Source organism: Pseudomonas sp. VA159-2 (assembly GCF_024126635.1).
In the GTDB taxonomy this organism is placed as follows: domain Bacteria; phylum Pseudomonadota; class Gammaproteobacteria; order Pseudomonadales; family Pseudomonadaceae; genus Aquipseudomonas; species Aquipseudomonas muyukensis.
On record NZ_JAMYBV010000001.1, the window covers coordinates 336,144 to 356,190 of the forward strand.

At 66.2% G+C, this 20,047-nt stretch carries 20 protein-coding genes; 5 read left to right on the forward strand and 15 right to left on the reverse strand.

Annotated features, from left to right (window positions below; translation table 11 throughout):
* Window positions 1-205: 205 nt before the first annotated feature.
* Genes NJG22_RS01495 through NJG22_RS01530 form a run of 8 tightly spaced genes read right to left on the reverse strand, consistent with a single transcriptional unit; the run spans window position 206 to window position 8,179 of the window.
* Entirely contained in the window at window positions 206-1,210 is a 1,005-nt protein-coding gene (locus NJG22_RS01495) for a septal ring lytic transglycosylase RlpA family protein (RefSeq protein WP_253091962.1), read from the reverse strand.
* Window positions 1,211-2,221: a lytic murein transglycosylase B gene (mltB, locus tag NJG22_RS01500; RefSeq protein WP_253091964.1), complete on the reverse strand. Its 1,011-nt coding sequence runs from the start codon at window positions 2,219-2,221 to the stop codon at window positions 1,211-1,213. It lies immediately after the preceding gene.
* Between the two features lie 17 nt (window positions 2,222-2,238).
* A complete protein-coding gene (gene rodA, locus NJG22_RS01505; protein WP_253092071.1) occupies window positions 2,239-3,342 on the reverse strand; it encodes a rod shape-determining protein RodA in 1,104 nt (367 codons plus the stop codon).
* Between the two features lie 38 nt (window positions 3,343-3,380).
* Window positions 3,381-5,279 carry a penicillin-binding protein 2 gene (mrdA, locus tag NJG22_RS01510; RefSeq protein WP_253091966.1) on the reverse strand — a complete coding sequence of 633 codons (1,899 nt, stop codon included), beginning with the start codon at window positions 5,277-5,279 and terminating at the stop codon, window positions 3,381-3,383.
* A 17-nt stretch (window positions 5,280-5,296) separates the two neighbouring features.
* Window positions 5,297-5,764 carry a 23S rRNA (pseudouridine(1915)-N(3))-methyltransferase RlmH gene (gene rlmH, locus NJG22_RS01515; protein WP_011535845.1) on the reverse strand — a complete coding sequence of 156 codons (468 nt, stop codon included), beginning with the start codon at window positions 5,762-5,764 and terminating at the stop codon, window positions 5,297-5,299.
* 9 nt (window positions 5,765-5,773) lie between these two features.
* Window positions 5,774-6,202: a ribosome silencing factor gene (rsfS, locus tag NJG22_RS01520; RefSeq protein WP_217850491.1), complete on the reverse strand. Its 429-nt coding sequence runs from the start codon at window positions 6,200-6,202 to the stop codon at window positions 5,774-5,776.
* A 44-nt stretch (window positions 6,203-6,246) separates the two neighbouring features.
* On the reverse strand, window positions 6,247-6,906 hold the full coding sequence (gene nadD / locus NJG22_RS01525) for a nicotinate-nucleotide adenylyltransferase (RefSeq protein WP_253091968.1): 660 nt from the start codon (window positions 6,904-6,906) through the stop codon (window positions 6,247-6,249).
* Window position 6,907: 1 nt separating this feature from the next.
* On the reverse strand, window positions 6,908-8,179 hold the full coding sequence (locus tag NJG22_RS01530; RefSeq protein WP_253091970.1) for a glutamate-5-semialdehyde dehydrogenase: 1,272 nt from the start codon (window positions 8,177-8,179) through the stop codon (window positions 6,908-6,910).
* Between the two features lie 275 nt (window positions 8,180-8,454).
* On the opposite strand from NJG22_RS01530, the gene NJG22_RS01535 reads away from it, so the two are divergent.
* Entirely contained in the window at window positions 8,455-9,147 is a 693-nt protein-coding gene (locus NJG22_RS01535) for a DNA-3-methyladenine glycosylase (RefSeq protein ID WP_253091971.1), read from the forward strand.
* A 3-nt stretch (window positions 9,148-9,150) separates the two neighbouring features.
* Window positions 9,151-10,467 (forward strand): bifunctional DedA family/phosphatase PAP2 family protein, encoded by a 1,317-nt coding sequence (locus NJG22_RS01540; RefSeq protein ID WP_253091972.1) that lies wholly within the window; start codon window positions 9,151-9,153, stop codon window positions 10,465-10,467.
* Between the two features lie 163 nt (window positions 10,468-10,630).
* Here the strand turns inward: NJG22_RS01540 and NJG22_RS01545 are convergent, their stop codons facing one another.
* Genes NJG22_RS01545 through NJG22_RS01555 form a run of 3 tightly spaced genes read right to left on the reverse strand, consistent with a single transcriptional unit; the run spans window position 10,631 to window position 12,306 of the window.
* Window positions 10,631-11,221, reverse strand: coding sequence for an LON peptidase substrate-binding domain-containing protein (locus NJG22_RS01545; protein ID WP_253091973.1), 591 nt, complete (start codon window positions 11,219-11,221; stop codon window positions 10,631-10,633).
* Window positions 11,222-11,230: 9 nt separating this feature from the next.
* On the reverse strand, window positions 11,231-11,947 hold the full coding sequence (locus NJG22_RS01550; protein WP_253091975.1) for an LrgB family protein: 717 nt from the start codon (window positions 11,945-11,947) through the stop codon (window positions 11,231-11,233).
* Window positions 11,944-12,306: a CidA/LrgA family protein gene (locus tag NJG22_RS01555; protein WP_253091977.1), complete on the reverse strand. Its 363-nt coding sequence runs from the start codon at window positions 12,304-12,306 to the stop codon at window positions 11,944-11,946. Before NJG22_RS01555 ends, NJG22_RS01550 begins: the two co-directional genes overlap by 4 nt.
* Before the next feature lie 150 nt (window positions 12,307-12,456).
* On the opposite strand from NJG22_RS01555, the gene NJG22_RS01560 reads away from it, so the two are divergent.
* The 3 genes from NJG22_RS01560 to NJG22_RS01570 all read left to right on the forward strand — a co-directional run bounded on the left by NJG22_RS01560 (window position 12,457) and on the right by NJG22_RS01570 (window position 15,476).
* On the forward strand, window positions 12,457-12,912 hold the full coding sequence (locus NJG22_RS01560) for a MaoC family dehydratase (protein ID WP_253091979.1): 456 nt from the start codon (window positions 12,457-12,459) through the stop codon (window positions 12,910-12,912).
* A 158-nt stretch (window positions 12,913-13,070) separates the two neighbouring features.
* A complete protein-coding gene (locus tag NJG22_RS01565; RefSeq protein WP_253091981.1) occupies window positions 13,071-14,804 on the forward strand; it encodes a C13 family peptidase in 1,734 nt (577 codons plus the stop codon).
* 27 nt (window positions 14,805-14,831) lie between these two features.
* The gene (locus tag NJG22_RS01570; protein WP_253091983.1) at window positions 14,832-15,476 is read left to right on the forward strand and encodes an oxidoreductase; all 645 of its coding nucleotides are present in this window, start codon (window positions 14,832-14,834) and stop codon (window positions 15,474-15,476) included.
* A 24-nt stretch (window positions 15,477-15,500) separates the two neighbouring features.
* Here the strand turns inward: NJG22_RS01570 and NJG22_RS01575 are convergent, their stop codons facing one another.
* The 4 genes from NJG22_RS01575 to NJG22_RS01590 form a co-directional block, all read right to left on the reverse strand.
* Complete coding sequence (locus NJG22_RS01575; RefSeq protein ID WP_253091985.1) at window positions 15,501-15,788, reverse strand: YceK/YidQ family lipoprotein; 288 nt, start codon at window positions 15,786-15,788, stop codon at window positions 15,501-15,503.
* Window positions 15,785-16,414: a flavin prenyltransferase UbiX gene (ubiX, locus tag NJG22_RS01580; RefSeq protein ID WP_253091987.1), complete on the reverse strand. Its 630-nt coding sequence runs from the start codon at window positions 16,412-16,414 to the stop codon at window positions 15,785-15,787. The genes NJG22_RS01575 and ubiX overlap by 4 nt, the downstream gene beginning before the upstream one ends.
* Complete coding sequence (gene mpl / locus NJG22_RS01585; protein WP_217850527.1) at window positions 16,411-17,760, reverse strand: UDP-N-acetylmuramate:L-alanyl-gamma-D-glutamyl-meso-diaminopimelate ligase; 1,350 nt, start codon at window positions 17,758-17,760, stop codon at window positions 16,411-16,413. The genes ubiX and mpl overlap by 4 nt, the downstream gene beginning before the upstream one ends.
* 66 nt (window positions 17,761-17,826) lie before the next feature.
* Window positions 17,827-19,812 (reverse strand): sigma-54-dependent Fis family transcriptional regulator, encoded by a 1,986-nt coding sequence (locus NJG22_RS01590; protein WP_253091989.1) that lies wholly within the window; start codon window positions 19,810-19,812, stop codon window positions 17,827-17,829.
* Window positions 19,813-20,047: the final 235 nt, after the last annotated feature.

Consider the following 20,047-nt stretch of genomic DNA (forward strand, 5'->3'; position numbering starts at 1 on the left):
CAGTCTAGTTTTATGGCCCGTGGCCTGGCCCGAAAAGTGCGGCGTAATGCCGCTGCGGGCAAAAGCGGCATTGTACATATCATTGCCCGGCAATTCATGAACAAACCGACAGTTAGAGCGGCTAGCTACAAGCTGCTAGCTGCAAGAAAAAGCAGGCGTACACCATGGCTTTTTCTTGAAGCTTGCAGCTTGCAGCTTGCAACTGCTAGTCGGTGACGACTTTCGCCTGGCCGAGGTTGGCCAGGCGAATGCTGTCCTGGGCCTGCTGGATCTCGCCCTGGCTGTTGATCGGCCCCAGGCGCACGCGGTGCAGGGTCTGCTGGTTGCGCACGATGGAGCTGATGAACACCGGCGCACTGACCATGCTGCTCAACTTCGAGCGCAACAGCTCGGCGGCGTCCGGGTTGGCGAAGGCGCCGACCTGCAGGAAGCTGCCGCCGTTGCCGGCCGGCACGTTGTTGCCCGCCACCTGCACCGGCACCACCGGCGCCGCGTGCTGCTGGGGTGGCGGGGTCCACTGCTCGACCCGGCCGCTGCTGGCCGCGATCGGCTGCGCCTGGGCCACCTGCGGCTCCTTGAGCACCATCGGTGGCTGCTGGCCGCGCTGGGCCCACCATTGCTGCGGGTCGATGCCTTCGACGCGTACATGGGCGGTACCGATCTCGGCATAGCCGAGCTTCTTCGCCGCCGCGTAGGACAGGTCGATGATGCGGTCGGAATAGAACGGGCCGCGGTCGTTGACCCGCAGGATCACGCTGCGGCCGTTGGCCAGGTTGGTCACCCGCACATAGGCCGGCAGTGGCAGGGTCTTGTGCGCCGCGCTCATGCCATAGAGGTCGTAGAGCTCGCCGTTGGCGGTGTTCTGCCCGTGGAACTTGGTGCCGTACCACGACGCGGTGCCCTCGGCGCGATAGCTGCGCGAGTCCTGCATCGGGTAGTAGGTCTTGCCCAGCACGGTGTAGGGGTTGGCCTTGTAGTTGCCGGTGTGCACCGTCGGGGTGGCGTCGGGGATCTTGTTGACGTCGACGTCCCACCAGGGCGCGCCGTCCTTGTGCGCCCGGTTGATGTCCAGGCCCGGTTGCGCGCGCACGGTATTGGTAGTGCCGCCCTGGGGGCTGCTGGGCCGGCTCGACGAGCAGCTGGCCAGGACCAGGCCGGCGGCGACGCAGGCAAGCAGTTTGAAGCCATTGGCTGTAAAGAGTTCGCGCATTTACTTGACGCCCCGTGCCAGAACCAGCTGTTCGGATAGCTGATGCACCGCCATGGCATACATCACGCTGCGGTTGTAGCGAGTGATCGCGTAGAAATTCTTCAGGCCCATCCAGTATTCCGGGCCGTTCTCGCCCTCCAGACGGAAGGCGGTGACCGCTTGATCATCGCGCAGCGCATCATCGCCCGACCAGCCCAGCGCCCGCAACTGCGCCACTGTCCTGACCGGCTCGATACCTGTGGTCAGGCCTTCGTCGGCCCGCTCGCCGCGCACCTGGGCGCGGCTGACCACAGGCTCCCCGGCAACCCAGCCATGGCGCTTGAAATAGCTGGCAACGCTGCCGATGGCGTCGTCCGGGTTGTTCCAGATATTGATGTGGCCGTCGCCGTCGAAGTCCACCGCATAGCTGCGAAAGCTGCTCGGCATGAATTGCGGCAGGCCCATGGCGCCGGCGTACGAACCCTTGAGGGTCAGCGGGTCGAGCTGCTCCTCACGCGCCAGCAGGAGGAACTCGCGCAGCTCCTTGCGGAAGAATTCGGCGCGCGGCGGGTAGTCGAAGCCCAGGGTCGACAGGGCATCGATGACCCGGTAGTTGCCGGTATTGCGCCCGAAGAACGTCTCCACGCCGATGATCGCCACGATGTACTGCGCCGGCACCCCGTATGCCTGCTCGGCGCGGGCCAGCACCGCCTCGTGCTGGCGCCAGAAGTCCACCCCGCGGGCGATGCGCGCGTCGGTGATGAACATTGGCCGGTACTCCTTCCACGGCTTGACCCGCTCGGCCGGCCGCGAGATCGCATCGAGGATCGACTGCTTGCGCTGCACCTCGGCGAACACGCCCAGCAGTTGCTCACTGGCAAAACCGTAGTCGCGGGTCATCTCGCCGACGAACTCGGCCACCTGGGGCGAGCCGTCGTAGTCACCGGCACTGGCCTGCTGGATCGCGCCGCACAGGCTCATCGCGCCGATCCACGGTACCCAACGGGCCGCCCAGCCACGTACTGCTTGCATGAAATTCTTCACCTTTTTCAAACCTGTGCAATCCATTTGCGGTGCGTATGGATCGACATCAGAACGCCAAACGCTGACAGCAGCGTCACCAACGAAGTTCCGCCATAGCTGATGAAGGGCAGCGGCACGCCTACCACGGGCAGTAGGCCGCTGACCATACCGATATTGACGAACACATAAACGAAGAAGGTCATGGTCAGGCTGCCGGCGAGCAGCTTGCCGAACAGGGTCTGGGCCTGAGCGGTGATCATCAGCCCGCGGCCGATCAGCAGGACGTAGATCAGCAGCAGCAGGCAGATGCCGACCAGGCCGAACTCCTCGCCGAGCACGGCGATGATGAAGTCGGTGTGGCTCTCGGGCAGGAAGTCCAGGTGCGACTGGGTGCCCAGCAGCCAGCCCTTGCCGAACACCCCGCCGGAGCCGATCGCCGCCTTGGACTGGATGATGTTCCAGCCGGTGCCCAGCGGGTCGCTCTCGGGGTCGAGGAAGGTCAGCACGCGCTGCTTCTGGTAGTCGTGCATGACGAAGAACCACATCGCCACCGCCACCGGCACCGCGGCCGCCACCACGCTGACGATCCAGCGCCAGCGCAGGCCGCCCATGAACAGCACGAAGGCGCCGGAGGCGAGGATCAGCAGCGCGGTGCCCAGGTCGGGCTGGCGCACGATGAGGATGAACGGCACGCCGATCAACACCAGGCTGATCGCCACATGCTTGAGATGCGGCGGCAGGGTGCGCTTGGACAGGTACCAGGCGATGGTCGCCGGCATGATGATCTTGAGGAATTCCGAGGGCTGGAAGCGGATCACCCCGGGGATGTTGATCCAGCGCGTGGCGCCCATGGCGTTATGGCCCATGACGTCCACCACGATCAGCAGCACGACCCCGACCACATAGGCCAGCGGCACCCAGCGCGCCATGAAGCGCGGTTCGAGCTGGGCAATGATGAACATCGATACCAGGCCGATGCCGAACGAGGTGGCCTGCTTCATCAGCAGGTCCCAGTTCTTGCCACTGGCCGAATACAGCACGAACAGGCTGCCAGCGGCCAGGGTCAGGAGGATGAGCAGCAAGGGGCCGTCGATGTGGATGCGCTGCAGGAAGCTGGCGCGCCGGCGCATCACGTCCTCGCTGGAGAGCATGCGATCGAAATTGTTCTTCACGGGGCCGATTCCTGGGCAAAGGTGGCGGGGGCGAACTCGGGCTTGAGCCGGCCGTTTTCATCGAGCAGCCAGGCATCCATGACCTGGCGGACCACGGGGGCGGCGACGCCGGAGCCGGACTCGCCGTTCTCGACCATCACCGAGACCACGATCTTCGGATCGTCGGCCGGGGCGAAGGCAACGAACAGCGCGTGGTCGCGGTGGCGCTCCTGAAGCTTGTTGCGGTCGTACTTCTCGCCCTGCTTGATCGCCACCACCTGGGCCGTGCCGCTCTTGCCGGCGATTCGGTACGGCGAGCCGATGGCGGCCTTGCGCGCGGTACCGCGGGCGCCGTGCATCACCTGCTCCATGCCGTGGGTGACCTTGGCCCAGTCGGACTTGTCGCGCAGGACGATGTTCTCCATCGGGTTGTCGTCCACCGGGGGCTGGCCTTCGATGGTCTTGGCCAGGTGCGGGCGGTTCCACACCCCTTTGTTGGCAATCAGCGCGGTGGCCTGGGCCAGTTGCAGCGGCGTGGCCTGCATATAGCCCTGGCCGATGCCGAGGATCAGGGTTTCGCCGGGGAACCAGGCCTGGCGACGGGTGGCGCGCTTCCATTCGCGCGACGGCATCAGGCCGGGGGATTCCTCGAACATGTCCAGCGCGACCTTTTGCCCGATACCGAACTTGTTCATGTAGGTGGACAACCGATCGATACCCATCTTGTGCGCAAGATCGTAGAAGTACGTGTCGTTTGACCGCATGATCGCCACATCGAGGTCTACCCAGCCGTCACCGTAGCGGTTCCAGTTGCGGTACTTGTGGTCGTAGTTGGGCAATTGGTAGTAGCCCGGGTCGAACACCCGGCTCGAGGCGGTGACCACGCCGCTGTCCAGGCCGGCGATGGCCACCGCCGGCTTGATGGTCGAACCCGGTGGATACAGGCCGCGCAATACCCGGTTGAACAGCGGCCGGTCGATCGAGTCACGCAGTTCGGCATAGGCCTTGAAGCTGATGCCGGTGACGAACAGGTTGGGGTCGAAGCTTGGCTGGCTGACCATCGCCAGCACCTCGCCGGTACGCGGATCGAGGGCGACCAGGGCGCCACGACGCCCACCCAGGGCCTGCTCGGCGGCTTCCTGCAGCTTGATGTCCAGGCTCAGGACAATGTCCTTGCCCGGTTTCGGGTCGGTGCGCTTGAGCACCCGCAGCACGCGGCCACGGGCATTGGTCTCGACTTCCTCGTAACCCACCTGGCCATGCAGCTCGTCTTCGTAGAAGCGCTCGATGCCGGTCTTGCCGATATGGTGGGTACCGCTGTAGTTCACCGTGTCGAGGGTCTTGAGCTCCTTCTCGTTGATCCGCCCCACATACCCCACCGAGTGGGCGAAATGCGCGCCCTGGGGGTAATGCCGCACCAGCTGCGCGGCCACTTCCACGCCGGGCAGGCGGAACTGGTTCACGGCGATGCGGGCGATCTGCTCCTCGGTCAGCTCGAACAGGATCGGCACCGGCTCGAACGGCCGGCGCCCCTGCTTCATGCGCTTCTCGAACAGGGCGCGGTCATCCGCGGTGAGCTGCAGCACCTCGACGATCACATCCAGCACGTCCTGCCACTTGCCGGGGTTGCCCGCGCGCTCGCGGGTCATCACCAGGCTGAAGCTTGGCCGGTTGTCCGCCACCACCACGCCGTTGCGGTCGAAGATCAGGCCACGGGTCGGTGGAATCGGCTGCACGTGCACCCGGTTGTTCTCCGACAGCGTCGAGTGGTAGTCGTACTGGATGACCTGCAGGTAGTACAGCCGGGCGATCAGCACGCAGACGAGCAGCACCACCGCCACGGCGCCCACGACGACGCGGTTGCGCACCAGGCGGGCGTCTTTCTCGTGGTCCTTGAGGCGGATCTGCTGCGGCATCGGACAGGCTTACAGGTTCATTTGTGGTAGGGATGCCCGGACAACACGGTCCAGGCGCGGTAGATCTGCTCGCCGATGAGTATCCTTACCAACGGGTGCGGCAGTGTCAGCGGCGACAGCGACCAACGCTGTTCGCTGCGCGCGCAGACTTCCGGCGCCAGCCCTTCCGGGCCGCCCACCATCAGGTTGACCGTGCGCGCGTCCAGGCGCCAACGGTCCAGCTCGCCCGCCAGTTGCTCGGTGCTCCAGGGCTTGCCATGGACCTCGAGGGTGACGATGCGTTCCCCGGGCTGCACCTTGCTCAGCATCGCCTCGCCCTCCTGACGGATCAGGCGGGCGACGTCGGCGTTCTTGCCACGGGTGTTCAGCGGGATTTCCACCAGCTCCAGCGCAAGCTCCGAGGGCAGGCGCTTGGCATACTCATGCCAGCCTTCCTCGACCCACTTGGGCATGCGCGAGCCGACCGCGATCAGGCGCAGACGCATGGCGCGACCTTACTCGCGACCTTTGAGCTTGTCGGCATACTCGTGGGCATGCTCCGGGCTGTGGTGCTTGCCATCGGCCGAACGGCTCTGCTCGGCGCCCAGCCACAGGCGCTCCAGGTCGTAGAACTGGCGCGCGGCGGCGGTCATCATGTGCACGATGACGTCGTTCAGGTCCAGCAGCACCCAGTCGCTGTCGCCCTTGCCTTCTTCGCCCAGCGGCTGCACGCCCTTGGCCTTGACCGCTTCGCGGACCTTTTCCAGCATCGCGCTGATCTGGCGGTTGGACGTACCGGTGGCGATGATCATGTAGTCGGTCAGGCTGTGCTTTTCACGCACGTCGATGACCTGGATGTCCTGGGCCTTGACGTCTTCCAGCGCGGCCTTGGTCAGCTCGACCAATTCTTCGCCGCTGATGCCATTGATTTTCTGCTTGGTCATATAAAACTCGTTCAACTCATTAAGTGAGGCACCCGTGGGCGCCGTCAGTTGGACGCACGATACAGGTCGTGCGCCTCGATATAGGCCAGTACTGCGTCCGGCACCAGGAACCGCACCGACTTGCCGCTGGCCAGCAGCTGTCGGATCTGCGTGGCGGACACCGCGAGCGGGGTCTGCCAGACGAACGAAATGTGCCCCGCCGGGCCGGACATGGCGGTGGGATCGCTCTGCGAACGCGCCGCCAGCAAGTTGCGCAGCGCGTCGGGGGGTTCGACATCGGCATCCGGGCGTTGCAGCACCAGGATGTGACAGTGTTGCAGCAGTTCTTCCCAGCGATGCCAGCTGGGCAGGCCGCAGAATGCGTCCCAGCCCAGCACCAGGAACAACTGGTCATGGGTGTTCAGTTCGGCACGAAGCGACTCGAGGGTGTCGATGGTGTACGACGGCTTGTCGCGGGCCAGCTCACGATCATCGACACTCAGGCAGCCGACCCCGGCCACCGCGCCGCGCACCATGGCCAGGCGGTCCTGGGCCGACACCTGCGGCGTGTCGCGGTGCGGCGGCCGCGCGTTGGGCAACAGGCGCAGTTCGTCCAGGCGCATGAACTCGGCCACTTCCAGCGCGCTGCGCAGGTGACCGATATGCACCGGGTCGAAGGTGCCGCCGAGAATGCCGACGCGGCGGACGGCCACAGGCTCGCTCAACTCAGCACGACTCCTGGCCGCGCAACTGGCCGTCGCCGATCACCACGTACTTCTCGCAGGTCAGGCCTTCCAGGCCGACCGGGCCACGGGCGTGCAGCTTGTCGGTGGAAATACCGATCTCCGCGCCCAGGCCGTACTCGAAACCATCGGCGAAGCAGGTCGGGGTGTTGAGCATCACCGAGGCCGAGTCGACCTCGGCCATGAAACGCCGGGCCTGGCCTTGGTGCTCGGTGATGATCGAATCGGTATGGTGCGAGCCGTAGTGGTTGATGTGCTCGATGGCCTGCTCCAGGCCGTCGACGACGCGAATCGACAGGATCGCGTCGAGGTATTCGGTGTGCCAGTCGGCTTCGCTGGCCGGCGTCGCCGCAATGATCGCCCGGGTGCGCTCGCAACCGCGCAGCTCGACGCCTTTTTCCTGGAAGCGGCGGGCCATCTCCGGCAGGAAGCGCTCGGCCACGGGCTGGTCGACCAGCAGCGTTTCCATGGCGCCGCAGATGCCATAGCGGTAGGTCTTGGCGTTGAAGGCGACGCGCCAGGCCTTGTCCAGGTCGGCGTGGGCGTCGACGAAAACGTGGCAGATGCCGTCCAGGTGCTTGATCACCGGCACCCGGGCGTCGCGGCTGATGCGCTCGATCAGGCCGCGGCCGCCACGGGGGACGATGACATCGACGAACTCCGGCATGCTGATCAACGCGCCGACCGCCTCACGGTCGGTGGTCTCGACCACCTGCACCACCGCCGGCGGCAGGCCGGCCTCGGCCAGGCCACGCTGGATGCAGGTGGCGATGGCGCGGTTGGAGTGGATGGCCTCGGAGCCGCCACGCAGGATGGTGGCGTTGCCCGACTTCAGGCACAGGCTGGCGGCGTCGATGGTCACATTGGGGCGCGACTCGTAGATGATGCCGATCACCCCCAGCGGCACGCGCATCTTGCCGACCTGGATGCCCGACGGGCGGTAGCTCATGTCGCGGATGGCACCGACCGGGTCCGCCAGGCTGGCCACCTGGCGCAGGCCGGTGATCATGCCGTCGATGCGTGCCGGGGTGAGCGCCAGGCGGTCGAGCAAGGCCGGCTCCAGGCCGTTCTTGCGGCCATTGGCCAGGTCCTGTTCATTGGCTGCGGTGAGCGCGTCGCGGGCCGCGTCGAGGGCGTCGGCGGCGGCCTGCAGGGCGCGGTTCTTCTGCGCGGTGCTGGCACGGCCGATCACCCGCGAGGCCTCACGGGCGGCGCGACCCAGGCGGGTCATGTAGTCAAGAACGGACTCGGTCATGGGTTCGGTGTCTTGGCAAAGGGGAAATCGGCTGATTATAACTGGCGCGCCCCGGTACGCCCAGCGGCGGGTGGCGGATGGTCGAAAATGAGCGCAGCAATGCGCAGGAAAGATGTAACCAATCTTCGCAGCTTCCACCCCGTTGCCGCGTCCGCCCCCTAAATCCGGGCAGCCATGGGAACGGGCTTGGCCCACGACTGCATCAGTCTGATTCAGCCTCGCTTAAGCCATTCGTTGCTATCATCCCCGCCTTCACCACCACGAACCCTGCTCGCATGCCCGAACCAGCCCCCTGCCCGGCCCGTGCCCTGCCCGACAGCTTCTTCGACCGCGACGCCCAGACCCTCGCCCGCGACCTGCTGGGCAAGATCATTCGCCATCGCCATGGCGACCTGTGGCTGGCCGCGCGCATCATCGAGACCGAGGCCTACTACCTCACCGACAAAGGCAGCCATGCCTCCCTCGGCTTCACCGAAAAACGCAAGGCGCTGTTCCTCGACGGCGGGCACATCTACATGTATTACGCCCGCGGCGGCGATTCGCTCAATTTCAGCGCCCACGGCCCCGGCAACGCGGTGCTGATCAAGTCCGCCTACCCCTGGACCGACGCACTGTCGGGCGACAACAGCCTGGCGCAGATGCAGCTGAACAACCCCGACGCCAGCGGCAACCTGCGCCCGCCCGAGCGCCTGTGCAACGGCCAGACCCTGCTGTGCCGGGCCCTGGGCCTGAAGGTGCCGCAGTGGGACGCCCAGCGCTTCGACCCCGAGCGGCTGTACGTCGAGGATTGCGCCATCGCCGTGCCACGGGTGATCCAGACCACTCGCCTGGGCATTCCCCACGGCCGCGACGAACACCTGCCCTACCGCTTCGTCGATGCCGAGTACGCGCGCTTGTGCACGCGCAACCCCTTGCGCCGCGGCCAGGTCGAAGGCAAGGACTTTTTCATGCTCGAACAAGGAAACTGAACCATGGGCCAATGGCTCGATAGCCTGACCGCCTGGCTTGGCGCTCACCCACAATGGCTTGGCCTGGCGATCTTCATCATCGCCTGCGTCGAGTGCCTGGCGATTGCCGGCATCATCGTGCCCGGCACCGTGCTGCTGTTCGCCGTTGCCGTGCTGGCCGGCAGCGGTGCCTTGAGCCTCGGCGAAACCCTGCTGCTGGGCTTTCTCGGCGGGCTGCTCGGCGATGCGCTGTCGTATGGCGTGGGCAAGTACTTCCACCAGAACATCCGGCGCCTGCCGCTGCTACGCAGCCATCCGCAATGGATCGGCGGCGCCGAGGCCTACTTCCAGCGCTACGGCATCGCCAGCCTGCTGGTCGGGCGCTTCATCGGCCCACTGCGGCCGATGCTGCCGATGGTCGCCGGCATGTTCGACATGCCGCTGCCGCGCTTCATCGCCGTAAGCCTGGTGGCCGGCGCCGGCTGGTCGGTGGCTTACCTGCTGCCGGGCTGGGCCACCGGCGCGGCGATGCGCCTGCCACTGCCCGAAGGGTTCTGGCTGGACGCAGGGATCGTGGTCGGCACCCTGGCGGTGCTGATCGGCCTGAGCCTGAACAGCAGCATTCGCGACCAGCGCCACGGCACGCGCCTGATCGCCGCGCTGAGCGGCGTGGCGGTGGCGGCGCTGTTCGTTGGCTGGCCTTACCTGAGCGCACTCGACCAGGGCGTGATGACCCTGGTGCAGGAACACCGCAGCCAGGTGATCGATGGCGCGGTGGTGGTAGTGACCCGTCTGGGGGACTTTCGCACCCAGTTCTTCCTCGGCGGCCTGCTGACCGGCCTGCTGTTGCTGGCCCGGCAATGGCGCCATGCGCTGTTCGCCGGCAGCGCGCTGATCGGCACGGCCCTGGCCAACGGCACGCTCAAGTGGCTGTTCGCCCGCGCCCGGCCCGAGGTGCTGGCCGATCCGCTGACCAGCTACAGCATGCCCAGCGGGCACAGCTCGGCATCGTTCGCCTTCTTCCTGGTGCTGGCGCTGCTGGCCGGGCGCGGCCAACCGCCGCGCATGCGCCTGACCTGGGTGCTGCTGGGGTGCATTCCGGCCCTGGCCATTGCCCTGTCGCGGGTGTACCTGGGGGCGCACTGGCCCACCGATATCCTCGCCGGCGCGCTGCTGGCCTGTTGCGTATGCGCCTTGAGCCTGACCCTGGTGCAATATCGCCAGCCGCTCAGCGCCCTGTCGCAACGGGTGTGGTGGCTGGTGCTGCCGGCGTGCGTCGCGCTGCTGGCATTCTTCGCCCTGCACGCGCTGCCCAAGGCGTTGCTGCGTTATCAGTACTGATACGGTCTTTTGCAGCACCGCGAATCCCTGTAGGAGCGGCCTTGCGTCGCGAAAGGGCTGCGCAGCAGCCCCGGCGATCGCCAATATCGCCAAAATCCCGGGGCCGCTTCGCGCCCCTTTCGCGACGCAAGGCCGCTCCTACAGGGATCGCATGGGCCGCTGATCAGGCGAACAACTCGCCCTGGATGCGCTCGAGCAACGCCTGGATCGCCTCCAGCTTGAGCTGCGGCGAATCGATCGCCAGCAGCTCGAGCTTGTCTTCTTCCATGAACGGCAGCAGGTACGCCAGCTGGTTGGCCAGCGACTGGCGCCCGTCGACATCGCGCGGCATGTCCAACGCCTCGACCATCGGGTGCTCGCCCAAGGCCAGCAGCAACGCCAGCAGGTCGTCGTCATGCTCGACCAGCGGGCTGTCCGCCAGCTCCGACAGCCACTGCACCTGCGCGACCAGCAACTGGTCCTTCTGCACGTCTGTGCGCTCGACGCGAAACCGCCGCACGCCCTCGACACGAATGCCCAGCAGGCCATTGTCCTGCTGCACGAAATCGCGAATCAGCGCCTCGCAGCCGAACTCGGCCACCAGCGGCGGCGCCTTGCCCACCTGCTCGCCTTCGAGGATGCACACCACGCCAAAGCCTTCGCCCTGCTTCATGCAGCGGCCGATCATGTCCAGGTAGCGCGCCTCGAAGATCTGCAAGTCGAGCAGGCAACCGGGAAACAGCACGGTATTGAGGGGAAACAGCGGTAGCGTCATCTTTGCTCCTCAAGCCACCAGGCTGACCGCCAACGGCAGGAACACCGCCGTGGCCACCCCCATCAGGCTCATCGCCAGCGCGGCGAAGGCGCCGCATTCGTCACTTTCCTGCAAGGCCACCGAAGTGCCCACCGCATGGGCGGTCACGCCCAGGGCCATGCCCCGGGCCTCGGCGCTGAGCACGCCGCAGCGGCTGAGCAACGCCGGGCCGAAGATCGCCCCGATCACCCCGGTGATCAGCACGAACACCGCCGCCAGGGCCGCCACGCCGCCGATCTGCTCGGCCACCAGCATGGCGATCGGCGAGGTCACCGACTTCGGCGCCATGGTCATCAGGATCATGTGCTCGGCGCCGAACCACCCGCCCAGCACCAGGCACGCCACGGTGGCGAACAGGCCTCCGACTACCAGCGTAGTAAATGTCGGCCAGAACAGCTGGCGGATGCGCCGCAGGTTGAGGTACAGCGGCACGGCCAAGGCCACGGTGGCAGGGCCCAGGAGGATGTTCATGATCTCGGTGCTCTTGCGGTACTCGGCGTAGTCGATGCCGCAGGCCAGCAGGATGCCGATCACCACCAGCATCGACACCAGCACCGGCTGCAGGAAGATCCAGCGGGTTTTGTCGAATGCGGCCAATACCAGCTGGTAGGCGGCCAGGGTGATGCCGATGCCGAACAGGGGATGGTGGATGACCGCGTCGAGCGCGCCGTGCCAGTCGAGGGTCATGGCTGCTCCTCGCGCTTGCCCTGGCGCTGGATGAGCTTTTCCATCAGCACGCCGACGAACACCAGGGTGAGCAGGCAGGAAATCAGCAGCGCCCCGGCAATGGCCCAGAAGTCGGCGGCGATGTCCCTGGCATAGACCATCACCCCCACCGCTGGCGGCACCAGCAGCAACGGCAGGTAGCGCAGCAGGCTGCTGGCGGCCTCGTTGAGCGGCTTGCCCACCTCGCCGCGCAGCATCAGGTAGGCCAGCAGCAACAGCAGGCCGATGATCGGCCCGGGCAGGATCTGCAGGAACAGGTGGTTGATTGCCGTCCCCAGCAACTGGAACAGCACCAGCCAGGTCAAACCACGCAGCAGCATAAACACCTCCTCAGAGCATGGCGGCCATTATAAGCACGCTAAGCAACTGTCTATAAGGCGATATTCGGCGAAATGCTGGCAACTTGACTGAAGCGATTGGCCGTGCTGATCTTGCACACTCGTACCAAATGACATCATGGAGAAGTCGCGATGCCCTATGTACCCGTTACAGCGCTGTCGCAGTACGTTGGCAAGGAACTGGGACGTTCCGAATGGCTGAAGATCGACCAGCAACGCATCAACCTGTTCGCCGAGGCCACTGGCGATTTCCAGTTCATCCATGTCGACCCGGTGAAGGCGGCCAAGACCCCGTTCGGCACCACCATCGCCCATGGTTTCCTTACCTTGTCGCTGATCCCCAAGTTGATGGAAGACATCCTGGTGCTCCCCGAAGGGCTGAAGATGGTGGTCAACTATGGGCTGGACAGCGTGCGTTTCATCCAGCCGGTGAAGGTCGACAGCAATGTGCGACTGAAGGTGGACCTGGTCGACGCCACCGAGAAGAAGCCCGGCCAGTGGCTGCTCAAGGCCACTGCCACCCTCGAGATCGAAGGTGAAGACAAGCCCGCCTATATCGCCGAACCGCTGTCGCTCTGCTTCGTCTGATCCTGCGCGGGAGCCCACTGGCTGGCGAAGCGGCACCTGGCACCGGCTACGCCGGTGTTCGCCAGCAAGGCCGGCGCCTACACGGGCGTTCGCGGCCCAATTCACGCCTCCAGGCATTCTGCGGCATACTCGGCGCATCGTTTTTTGCGGAAGCCGCCATGCGCCCCCTGCTGCCCTTGACCCTGATCCTGCTGCTCACTGCCTGCGGCGAAGGTGAACCCCTGACACCGCCGGATGCGCGCCTGCCCGACGGCGGCCGCTACCGCGGTCAGGTGGTGAACGGCCTGCTGCAGGGCGAGGGGCGCATCGACTACCCCAACGGCAGTGGCTACGCCGGCAGCTTCAAGGACGGCCAATGGCACGGCCAGGGCGAATGGCACGGCAGCAACGGCGAGGTCTACCGTGGCCAGTTCAGCGAGGGCCTGTTCCACGGCCTGGGCGACCTGACCACCCCCGGCAGCCACTACGCCGGCACGTTCAAGCACGGCCGCCGCGATGGCGAAGGCACCCTCAAGCAACACGACCAGACCTACCGCGGCCAATTCAAGGACGACCAGTACGACGGCGCCGGCGAGCTCGAACTGGCCGACGGCAGCCGCTACCAGGGCCTGTTCGCCCGAGGCAAGCCCAACGGCGCGGGGGTGCGCAGCGACGCCAGCGGCAATCAGTTCAGCGGCCACTTCATCGATGGCCAGCTGCAGGGCGCCGGCACCTACGACAGCGCCGACGGCGAGCAGTACATCGGCGAATTCAAGGACAACCGCCTCGAGGGCCGCGGCCGCTACGAAAGCGCTGACGGCGATGTGTGGATCGGTGACTTCAAGGACGGCTCGCTGGTTGGCGAGGGCGAGCTGCTGGGCAGCGATGGCAGCCGCTACAAAGGCGGCTTTCGCGACTGGCGCTTCAACGGCCTGGGCACCTTGCAACTGGCCGACGGCAGCCAGTACGCTGGCGGCTTCGCCGACGACGCCTACCAGGGCCATGGCCGTCTGAGCCATGCCGACGGCCGCGTCGAGGCCGGCACCTGGGTCAATGGCGTGCGGGTGCGCGACGAGCACGGCACGCTGCTGCCCGACCCTTTGGACCTGGCCCTGCTCAACCAGGGCAAGCTGCTGGAGGATGCTCTGGCCAAGGTGCCACGCACGCTGCCGCCGGTGCAGCTGTACAGCCTGGTGGTGGCCGGCGATGGCCAGCAGAGCGTGTTCCTGCGCGAAGCCGACTATGTCAGCAACATGCTCAAGGTGCGCTTCGGCGCCCATGGCCAGGTCACCCTGGTCAACCATCGCGACCACCTGGCCGACCGGCCCATGGCCACCCGCGAAAACCTCACCCGCGCCGCGCGCACCCTGGCCGAGCGCAGCGGACCGGAAGACTTGATCTTCATCTACCTGACCAGCCATGGCAGCCATGATCACCAGCTGGTGCTCGACCAGCCACGCCTGCAACTGGCCGACCTGTCCGCCGACGAGCTGGCCAGCGCCCTGGCCCCGCTGAAAGACCGCGACAAGGTCGTGGTCATTTCCGCCTGCTACTCCGGGGGCTACATCGCCCCGCTCAAGGACCAGCGCACCCTGATCATGACCGCCGCGCGCCCGGACCGGGTGTCGTTCGGCTGCTCCGAGGAGGCCGACTTCACCTATTTCGGCGATGCCCTGTTCGCCCAGGCGCTGAACCAGACCGACGATCTGAAACAAGCGTTTGAACTGGCGCGACAAAGCGTTGCCGAACGAGAACGAAGGGAAGGCTTCGAGGCCTCGCAGCCGCAGCTCTGGGCGCCGCCTGCGGTAGTCAGCCACTGGCAGCGCCTGCGCCGGCAACAGGCCGAGCACGCCTTGCGCAATGAAGCCCAGCCAGCTTCGGGGGAACAGGCGAAAACACCTGGCGCCCACTAAGCTCAGTAGTAACAAGGGAGAGACATCATGTACCTGACGCCTCAGCATGTCCTGCTTGCCGGTGCCACGGGTCTGACGGGTGAACACCTGCTCGACCGCCTGCTCAACGAACCCACCATCAGCCGCGTGCTGGCGCCGACCCGTCGGCCGCTGGCCGAGCACCCGCACCTGGAAAACCCGGTGGGCGACCCGGCCGTGTTTCTCCCGCAACTGGCCGGCCGCGTCGATATCGCCTTCTGCTGCCTGGGCACCACGCTCAAGCAGGCCGGCTCGGAAACCGCCTTTCGCGCGGTCGACCTGGACATGGTCGTGGCCTTCAGCAAACGCGCCCGGGAGATGGGCGCGCGCCATCTGCTGGTGATCAGCGCGCTGGGCGCCGATGCCAAGTCGTCGATCTTCTACAACCGGGTCAAGGGCGAAATGGAAGAGGCGCTCAGGCAGCAGGACTGGCCGCAGCTGACCATCGTACGGCCTTCGCTGTTGCTGGGAGAGCGGGTCGAACCGCGCCTGGGCGAGCGCCTGGCGGCGCCGTTCTCACGGCTGATACCGGGCAAGTACCGTGGCATCGAGGCCTGTACCCTGGCCCGGGCGCTGTGGCGCCTGGCACTGGAAGAGGAAGACGGGATCCGCGTGGTCGAGTCGGATGAGTTGCGCAAGCTGGGCAAGAAGTAGCGCAGCAAGCCCGCGATGGCTTTGCTACAGGCCGCCTGTGGCGTTGAAGCCGACCCCCGCCGCCGTCAACAACGACAACGGCAGCAGCACGGTATCGAGCAACGCGCTGCCCGGCAGGTCCAGCCCCGGATAGGCCGGCGCCTCGGCGCCGAAGCGGTCCTGGGGGCAACAACCGCCATTGATCACGTACAGGTCCAGGCGCGTCCCGGCATACACCACCGGCGCCCCTGGCTTGTTGGCATCGAGCGTGCGCAGCGTGGCGCAGCCGCCGAGTTGGGCCAGTATGACCAGCCCCGCCAGCACCCGCTTCAATCATCGACCCCGTAATGATGCTCGCCCCAGCGCGGCAGCATGTCCTGGGGGATATTCAACAGGTTGAGAATCCGCGCCACGACAAAGTCGACCAGGTCGTCGATGCTCTGCGGCTGGTGATAGAACCCCGGCGCCGCCGGCAAAATCACCGCGCCCATCTGCGACAGCCTGAGCATGTTCTCCAGGTGGATGGTGGAGAACGGCGCCTCGCGCGGCACCAGGATCAGTTGCCGACGCTCCTTGAGCGTCACGTCGGCCGCCCGCTCGATCAGGTTGTTGCAGGCGCCGGTGGCGATCGCCGACAGGGTGCCGGTGGAACACGGCACCACCACCATCGCCGCCGGCGCGCCGGAGCCCGAGGCCACCGGCGACATCCAGTCTTCCTTGCCGTACACGCGGATCTGCCCATCGGCGGCGCCGGTGTATTCGGTGAGAAACGCCTGCATCGCCTGGGGCTTGGCCGGCAGCACCACGTCGGTCTCGGTGGCCATCACCAGCTGCGCGGCCTTGGAGATGAGAAAGTGCACCTCGCGGTCCTCACGCACCAGGCAATCGAGCAGGCGCAGGCCATACTGCACCCCCGAGGCGCCGGTCATGGCCAGGGTGATGCGTTCCGGCCCGCTCACTTCAGGGCCTCGGCCAACTTGCCGTGCAGGCCGCCGAAGCCGCCGTTGCTCATGATCACCACATGGGTGCCGGGGCGGGCCTGGCCCTTGATGCGCTCGATGATCGCCTCGAGGCTGTCGGCGACCACGCTCGGCACCTTGCACTGGGCCGCGGTGCCGGCCAGGTCCCAACCAAGGTTGGGCGGTGCGTACCAGATCACCTGGTCGGCGTCGTTGACGCTTTCCGGCAGGCCATCGCGGTGGGCGCCAAGTTTCATCGAGTTGGAGCGCGGCTCGATCACCGCGATCACCGGCGCCTCGCCAACGCGCTTGCGCAGGCCGTCGAGGGTGGTGGCGATGGCGGTCGGGTGGTGGGCGAAATCATCGTAGATGGTCACCCCCTGAACCTCGGCGACCTTCTCCATGCGCCGCTTGACGCTCTTGAACGCACTCAGGCCTTCGACCGCCATGGCCGGCGCCACGCCGACATGGCGGGCCGCGGCCAGCGTGGCCAGGGCGTTGGCGACGTTGTGCTGACCGGTCAGGGCCCAGTCCACCACGCCCTGGGCCTGGCCGTCGAACAGCACTTCGAAGCGCGAGCCGTCGGCGCTGAGCAGGCGCGCCTGCCATTGGCCGCCCGCACCGGTGGTCTGCACCGGGGTCCAGCAGCCCATGCCGATCACCCGCTCCAACGCCTGTTCGGTGGTGGGGTGAATCACCAGGCCTTCGCTGGGGATAGTTCGCACCAGGTGGTGGAACTGCCGCTCGATGGACGCCAGGTCGGGGAAGATGTCCGCGTGATCGAACTCGAGGTTGTTGAGAATCGCGGTGCGCGGATGGTAGTGCACGAACTTCGAGCGCTTGTCGAAGAAGGCGCTGTCGTATTCGTCGGCCTCGACCACGAAGAACGGCGTGCCGCCAAGACGCGCCGATACCGAGAAGTTCTGCGGCACGCCGCCGATCAGGAAGCCCGGGCTCATGCCAGCGTGTTCCAGCACCCAGGCCAGCATGCTGCTGGTGGTGGTCTTGCCATGGGTACCGGCCACGGCCAGGACCCAGCGGCCCTGCAGCACATGGTCGGCCAGCCACTGCGGGCCGGAGACATAGGGCAGGCCCTTGTTCAGCACGTACTCCACCGCCGGGTTGCCCCGCGACATGGCGTTGCCGATCACCACCAGGTCCGGTGCCGGTTCCAGCTGGGCCGGGTCGTAGCCCTGGGTCAGTTCGATGCCCTGGGCTTCGAGCTGCGTGCTCATCGGCGGATAGACGTTGGCGTCCGAGCCGGTGACGCGGTGGCCCAGCTCCTTGGCCAGCACCGCCAGCGAACCCATGAAAGTGCCGCAAATACCGAGAATATGAATGTGCATGATCGACCTCGCAAAACGTCGAGGCAGGGTAGCGTAGGCCGAGAAAATTCGCACACGCTGTTTCGTTCAATAAACCCTGGCGATACCGTGCTTGCGCAGTTTTCGATACAAGGTATTGCGGCTGATACCCAGGTGCTCGGCGACACGGGTGAGGTGCCAGTGTTTTGCCTCCAATACTTCCATGAGCGCCTGATGCTCGGCGTGCAGGAGCGGCCTTATGTCGCGAAAGGGCTGCGCAGCAGCCCCGGTGGGCTGAGCGTCACCGGTGAGATCCTGGGGCCGCTGCGCGGCCCTTTCGCGACACAAGGCCGCTCCTACTGGGCCCGCGTCGCTTCGAATGATTGCGGGGAGATCCGAGAGCGCTACAAGGGCGTCTTCGCACAGCGCCACCAGGGTCCGCAATACATTGCGCATCTGCCGTACGTTCCCAGGCCAAGCGAAGTCCAACAGCGCCTGGCGCGCCTCTGCCGCCAGCTGAACACGCTGCCCTTGTGCCTCCTGGCGTAACAGGAAGTCCAGCAACGCCGCCTTGTCGCTGCGCTCGCGCACCGCCGGCAACGCCACTTCCAGGCCATTGAGGCGGTAATACAGGTCCTCGCGGAAACTGCCCTGCGCCACCCGTTCCAGCAAGTCCCGGTGGGTGGCACTGATGATGCGCACATCCACGGCCTGGGGTTCGCCACCGATCGGCACCACCTGGCGCTCTTCCAGCACGCGCAACAGGCGGGTCTGCAAGGCCAGCGGCATGTCGCCGATCTCGTCCAGCAACAAGGTGCCGCCGTCAGCCTGCAACAGCTTGCCGCGCATGCCTTCCTTGCGAGAGCCGGTGAAGCTGCCGCCGCGATAACCGAACAGCTCGCTCTCGATCAAGCTCTCGGGGATCGAGGCGCAGTTGATCGCCACGAACGGCTTGTGCCGACGGGCACCGGCCTGGTGCACCGCCAGGGCAAAGGCCTCCTTGCCGCAACCGGTCTCGCCGCGCAGCAACAGCGGTACATCGCGTTCGAACACGCGCACCGCGCGGCGAAAATCCTCCTGCAAGGCCGGGTCGAGCAGGCAGATCCCCAGCTCGACCGCAGGCCGCGCCTGAGGCAGGGCCGCCGGCACCGACCACGCGGGCGCGCGGGCCTGCCCCCGCAGGCTGGCGAACACCTGGCGGCCATCGCGGGTATGCAGCGGCCACGCGGTGCTGCCCTGGGGCGTGGCGCGGCTGAACAGTTCGTCGTGGCTGCAGGCAAAGAACCGCTCCAGCGGCTTGCCCAGCACGCCGCCGCGAATGCTGCCCAGCAGGTTCAAGGCGCTCTGGTTGGCGGCGCAGATCCGCCCGTCGCCGTCGAAGGCCAGCAGGCCCTCGCTGAACAGGCCCAACGACTCGGCCTGCAGGTGGAAGCGCAGCAGCCACTGTTGTTCGAAATGGCGCAGGAAATAACAGCTTTCGATCATCTTGGCCGAGAGGTTGACCAGCGCCATGGTATGGAACTGGCTCTGGCGCGACACATCGGGCCGCGCCGAGGATACATCGAGCACCGCGAGCAGTTCGCCGTGTGGATCGAACACTGGGCTGGCCGAGCAGGTCAGCCCGGTGTGCCGGCCACGGAAATGCTCATCCTGGTGAATGGTCAGGGCCTGGCGCTCGACCAGGCAGGTGCCGATGCCGTTGGTGCCCTCCCGGGCCTCGCTCCAGTCGGCGCCCAGCCACAGCCCGGCACGCTCGAAGATGCGTCGCTCGCTGGGCGCGGTGACGCAGTTGAGGATCACCCCGCGGGCATCGGTCAGCAACACCGCATGCCCGGCGCCCGACAACTGCTGGTGCAGGCTGTTCATCTCGGTGTCGGCGATCTGCAGCACCTGGTGCAGGCGCTCGCGGCTCTCCAGCAGGCGACCGTGCTCGAGCACCACCGGCGCCTGGGCCCGTGCCGGATCGAGGTGGTAATCCTCCAGGCAGCGCAGCCAGGAGCGGGCGATGGATGGGTCACTGCCCGGCCCGCTGGGCTGGCCGTGGGCCACCGTGAGCACTTGCTGGGCATGGCGGCTGAACGGGTTGCTCTGCATTTTTGTTGTTCTCCGCAGGTAGAGCGTCCCGCCAGCATCCTCCAGCGGCGAATGCTTTGCAATGGCGCACTGACTCTTGAGTCATGCCTGTGCCATAACCGGTACAAAGTGTCACCCAAGCTGTGCCAGCGGCGGTACAAGGCCCTGCACGCCCCGCTGACAGCTTGATTCAAGTCATTGATTCACAAGGGCCTTAAAGCACTGGCCCGACCTTTGCTCTACGCTTGGAAACTCC

Excerpts from the sequence above, each read along its gene's own strand:
- NJG22_RS01495 (WP_253091962.1), bottom strand. The coding sequence starts at position 1,210 with ATGCGCGAACTCTTTACAGCCAATGGCTTCAAACTGCTTGCCTGCGTC.
- mltB (WP_253091964.1), bottom strand. The coding sequence starts at position 2,221 with ATGCAAGCAGTACGTGGCTGGGCGGCCCGTTGGGTACCGTGGATCGGC.
- rodA (WP_253092071.1), bottom strand. The coding sequence starts at position 3,342 with ATGCGCCGGCGCGCCAGCTTCCTGCAGCGCATCCACATCGACGGCCCC.
- mrdA (WP_253091966.1), bottom strand. The coding sequence starts at position 5,279 with ATGCCGCAGCAGATCCGCCTCAAGGACCACGAGAAAGACGCCCGCCTG.
- rlmH (WP_011535845.1), bottom strand. The coding sequence starts at position 5,764 with ATGCGTCTGCGCCTGATCGCGGTCGGCTCGCGCATGCCCAAGTGGGTC.
- rsfS (WP_217850491.1), bottom strand. The coding sequence starts at position 6,202 with ATGACCAAGCAGAAAATCAATGGCATCAGCGGCGAAGAATTGGTCGAG.
- NJG22_RS01530 (WP_253091970.1), bottom strand. The coding sequence starts at position 8,179 with ATGACCGAGTCCGTTCTTGACTACATGACCCGCCTGGGTCGCGCCGCC.
- NJG22_RS01535 (WP_253091971.1), top strand. The coding sequence starts at position 8,455 with ATGCCCGAACCAGCCCCCTGCCCGGCCCGTGCCCTGCCCGACAGCTTC.
- NJG22_RS01540 (WP_253091972.1), top strand. The coding sequence starts at position 9,151 with ATGGGCCAATGGCTCGATAGCCTGACCGCCTGGCTTGGCGCTCACCCA.
- NJG22_RS01545 (WP_253091973.1), bottom strand. The coding sequence starts at position 11,221 with ATGACGCTACCGCTGTTTCCCCTCAATACCGTGCTGTTTCCCGGTTGC.
- NJG22_RS01550 (WP_253091975.1), bottom strand. The coding sequence starts at position 11,947 with ATGACCCTCGACTGGCACGGCGCGCTCGACGCGGTCATCCACCATCCC.
- NJG22_RS01555 (WP_253091977.1), bottom strand. The coding sequence starts at position 12,306 with ATGCTGCTGCGTGGTTTGACCTGGCTGGTGCTGTTCCAGTTGCTGGGG.
- NJG22_RS01560 (WP_253091979.1), top strand. The coding sequence starts at position 12,457 with ATGCCCTATGTACCCGTTACAGCGCTGTCGCAGTACGTTGGCAAGGAA.
- NJG22_RS01565 (WP_253091981.1), top strand. The coding sequence starts at position 13,071 with ATGCGCCCCCTGCTGCCCTTGACCCTGATCCTGCTGCTCACTGCCTGC.
- NJG22_RS01570 (WP_253091983.1), top strand. The coding sequence starts at position 14,832 with ATGTACCTGACGCCTCAGCATGTCCTGCTTGCCGGTGCCACGGGTCTG.
- mpl (WP_217850527.1), bottom strand. The coding sequence starts at position 17,760 with ATGCACATTCATATTCTCGGTATTTGCGGCACTTTCATGGGTTCGCTG.
- NJG22_RS01590 (WP_253091989.1), bottom strand. The coding sequence starts at position 19,812 with ATGCAGAGCAACCCGTTCAGCCGCCATGCCCAGCAAGTGCTCACGGTG.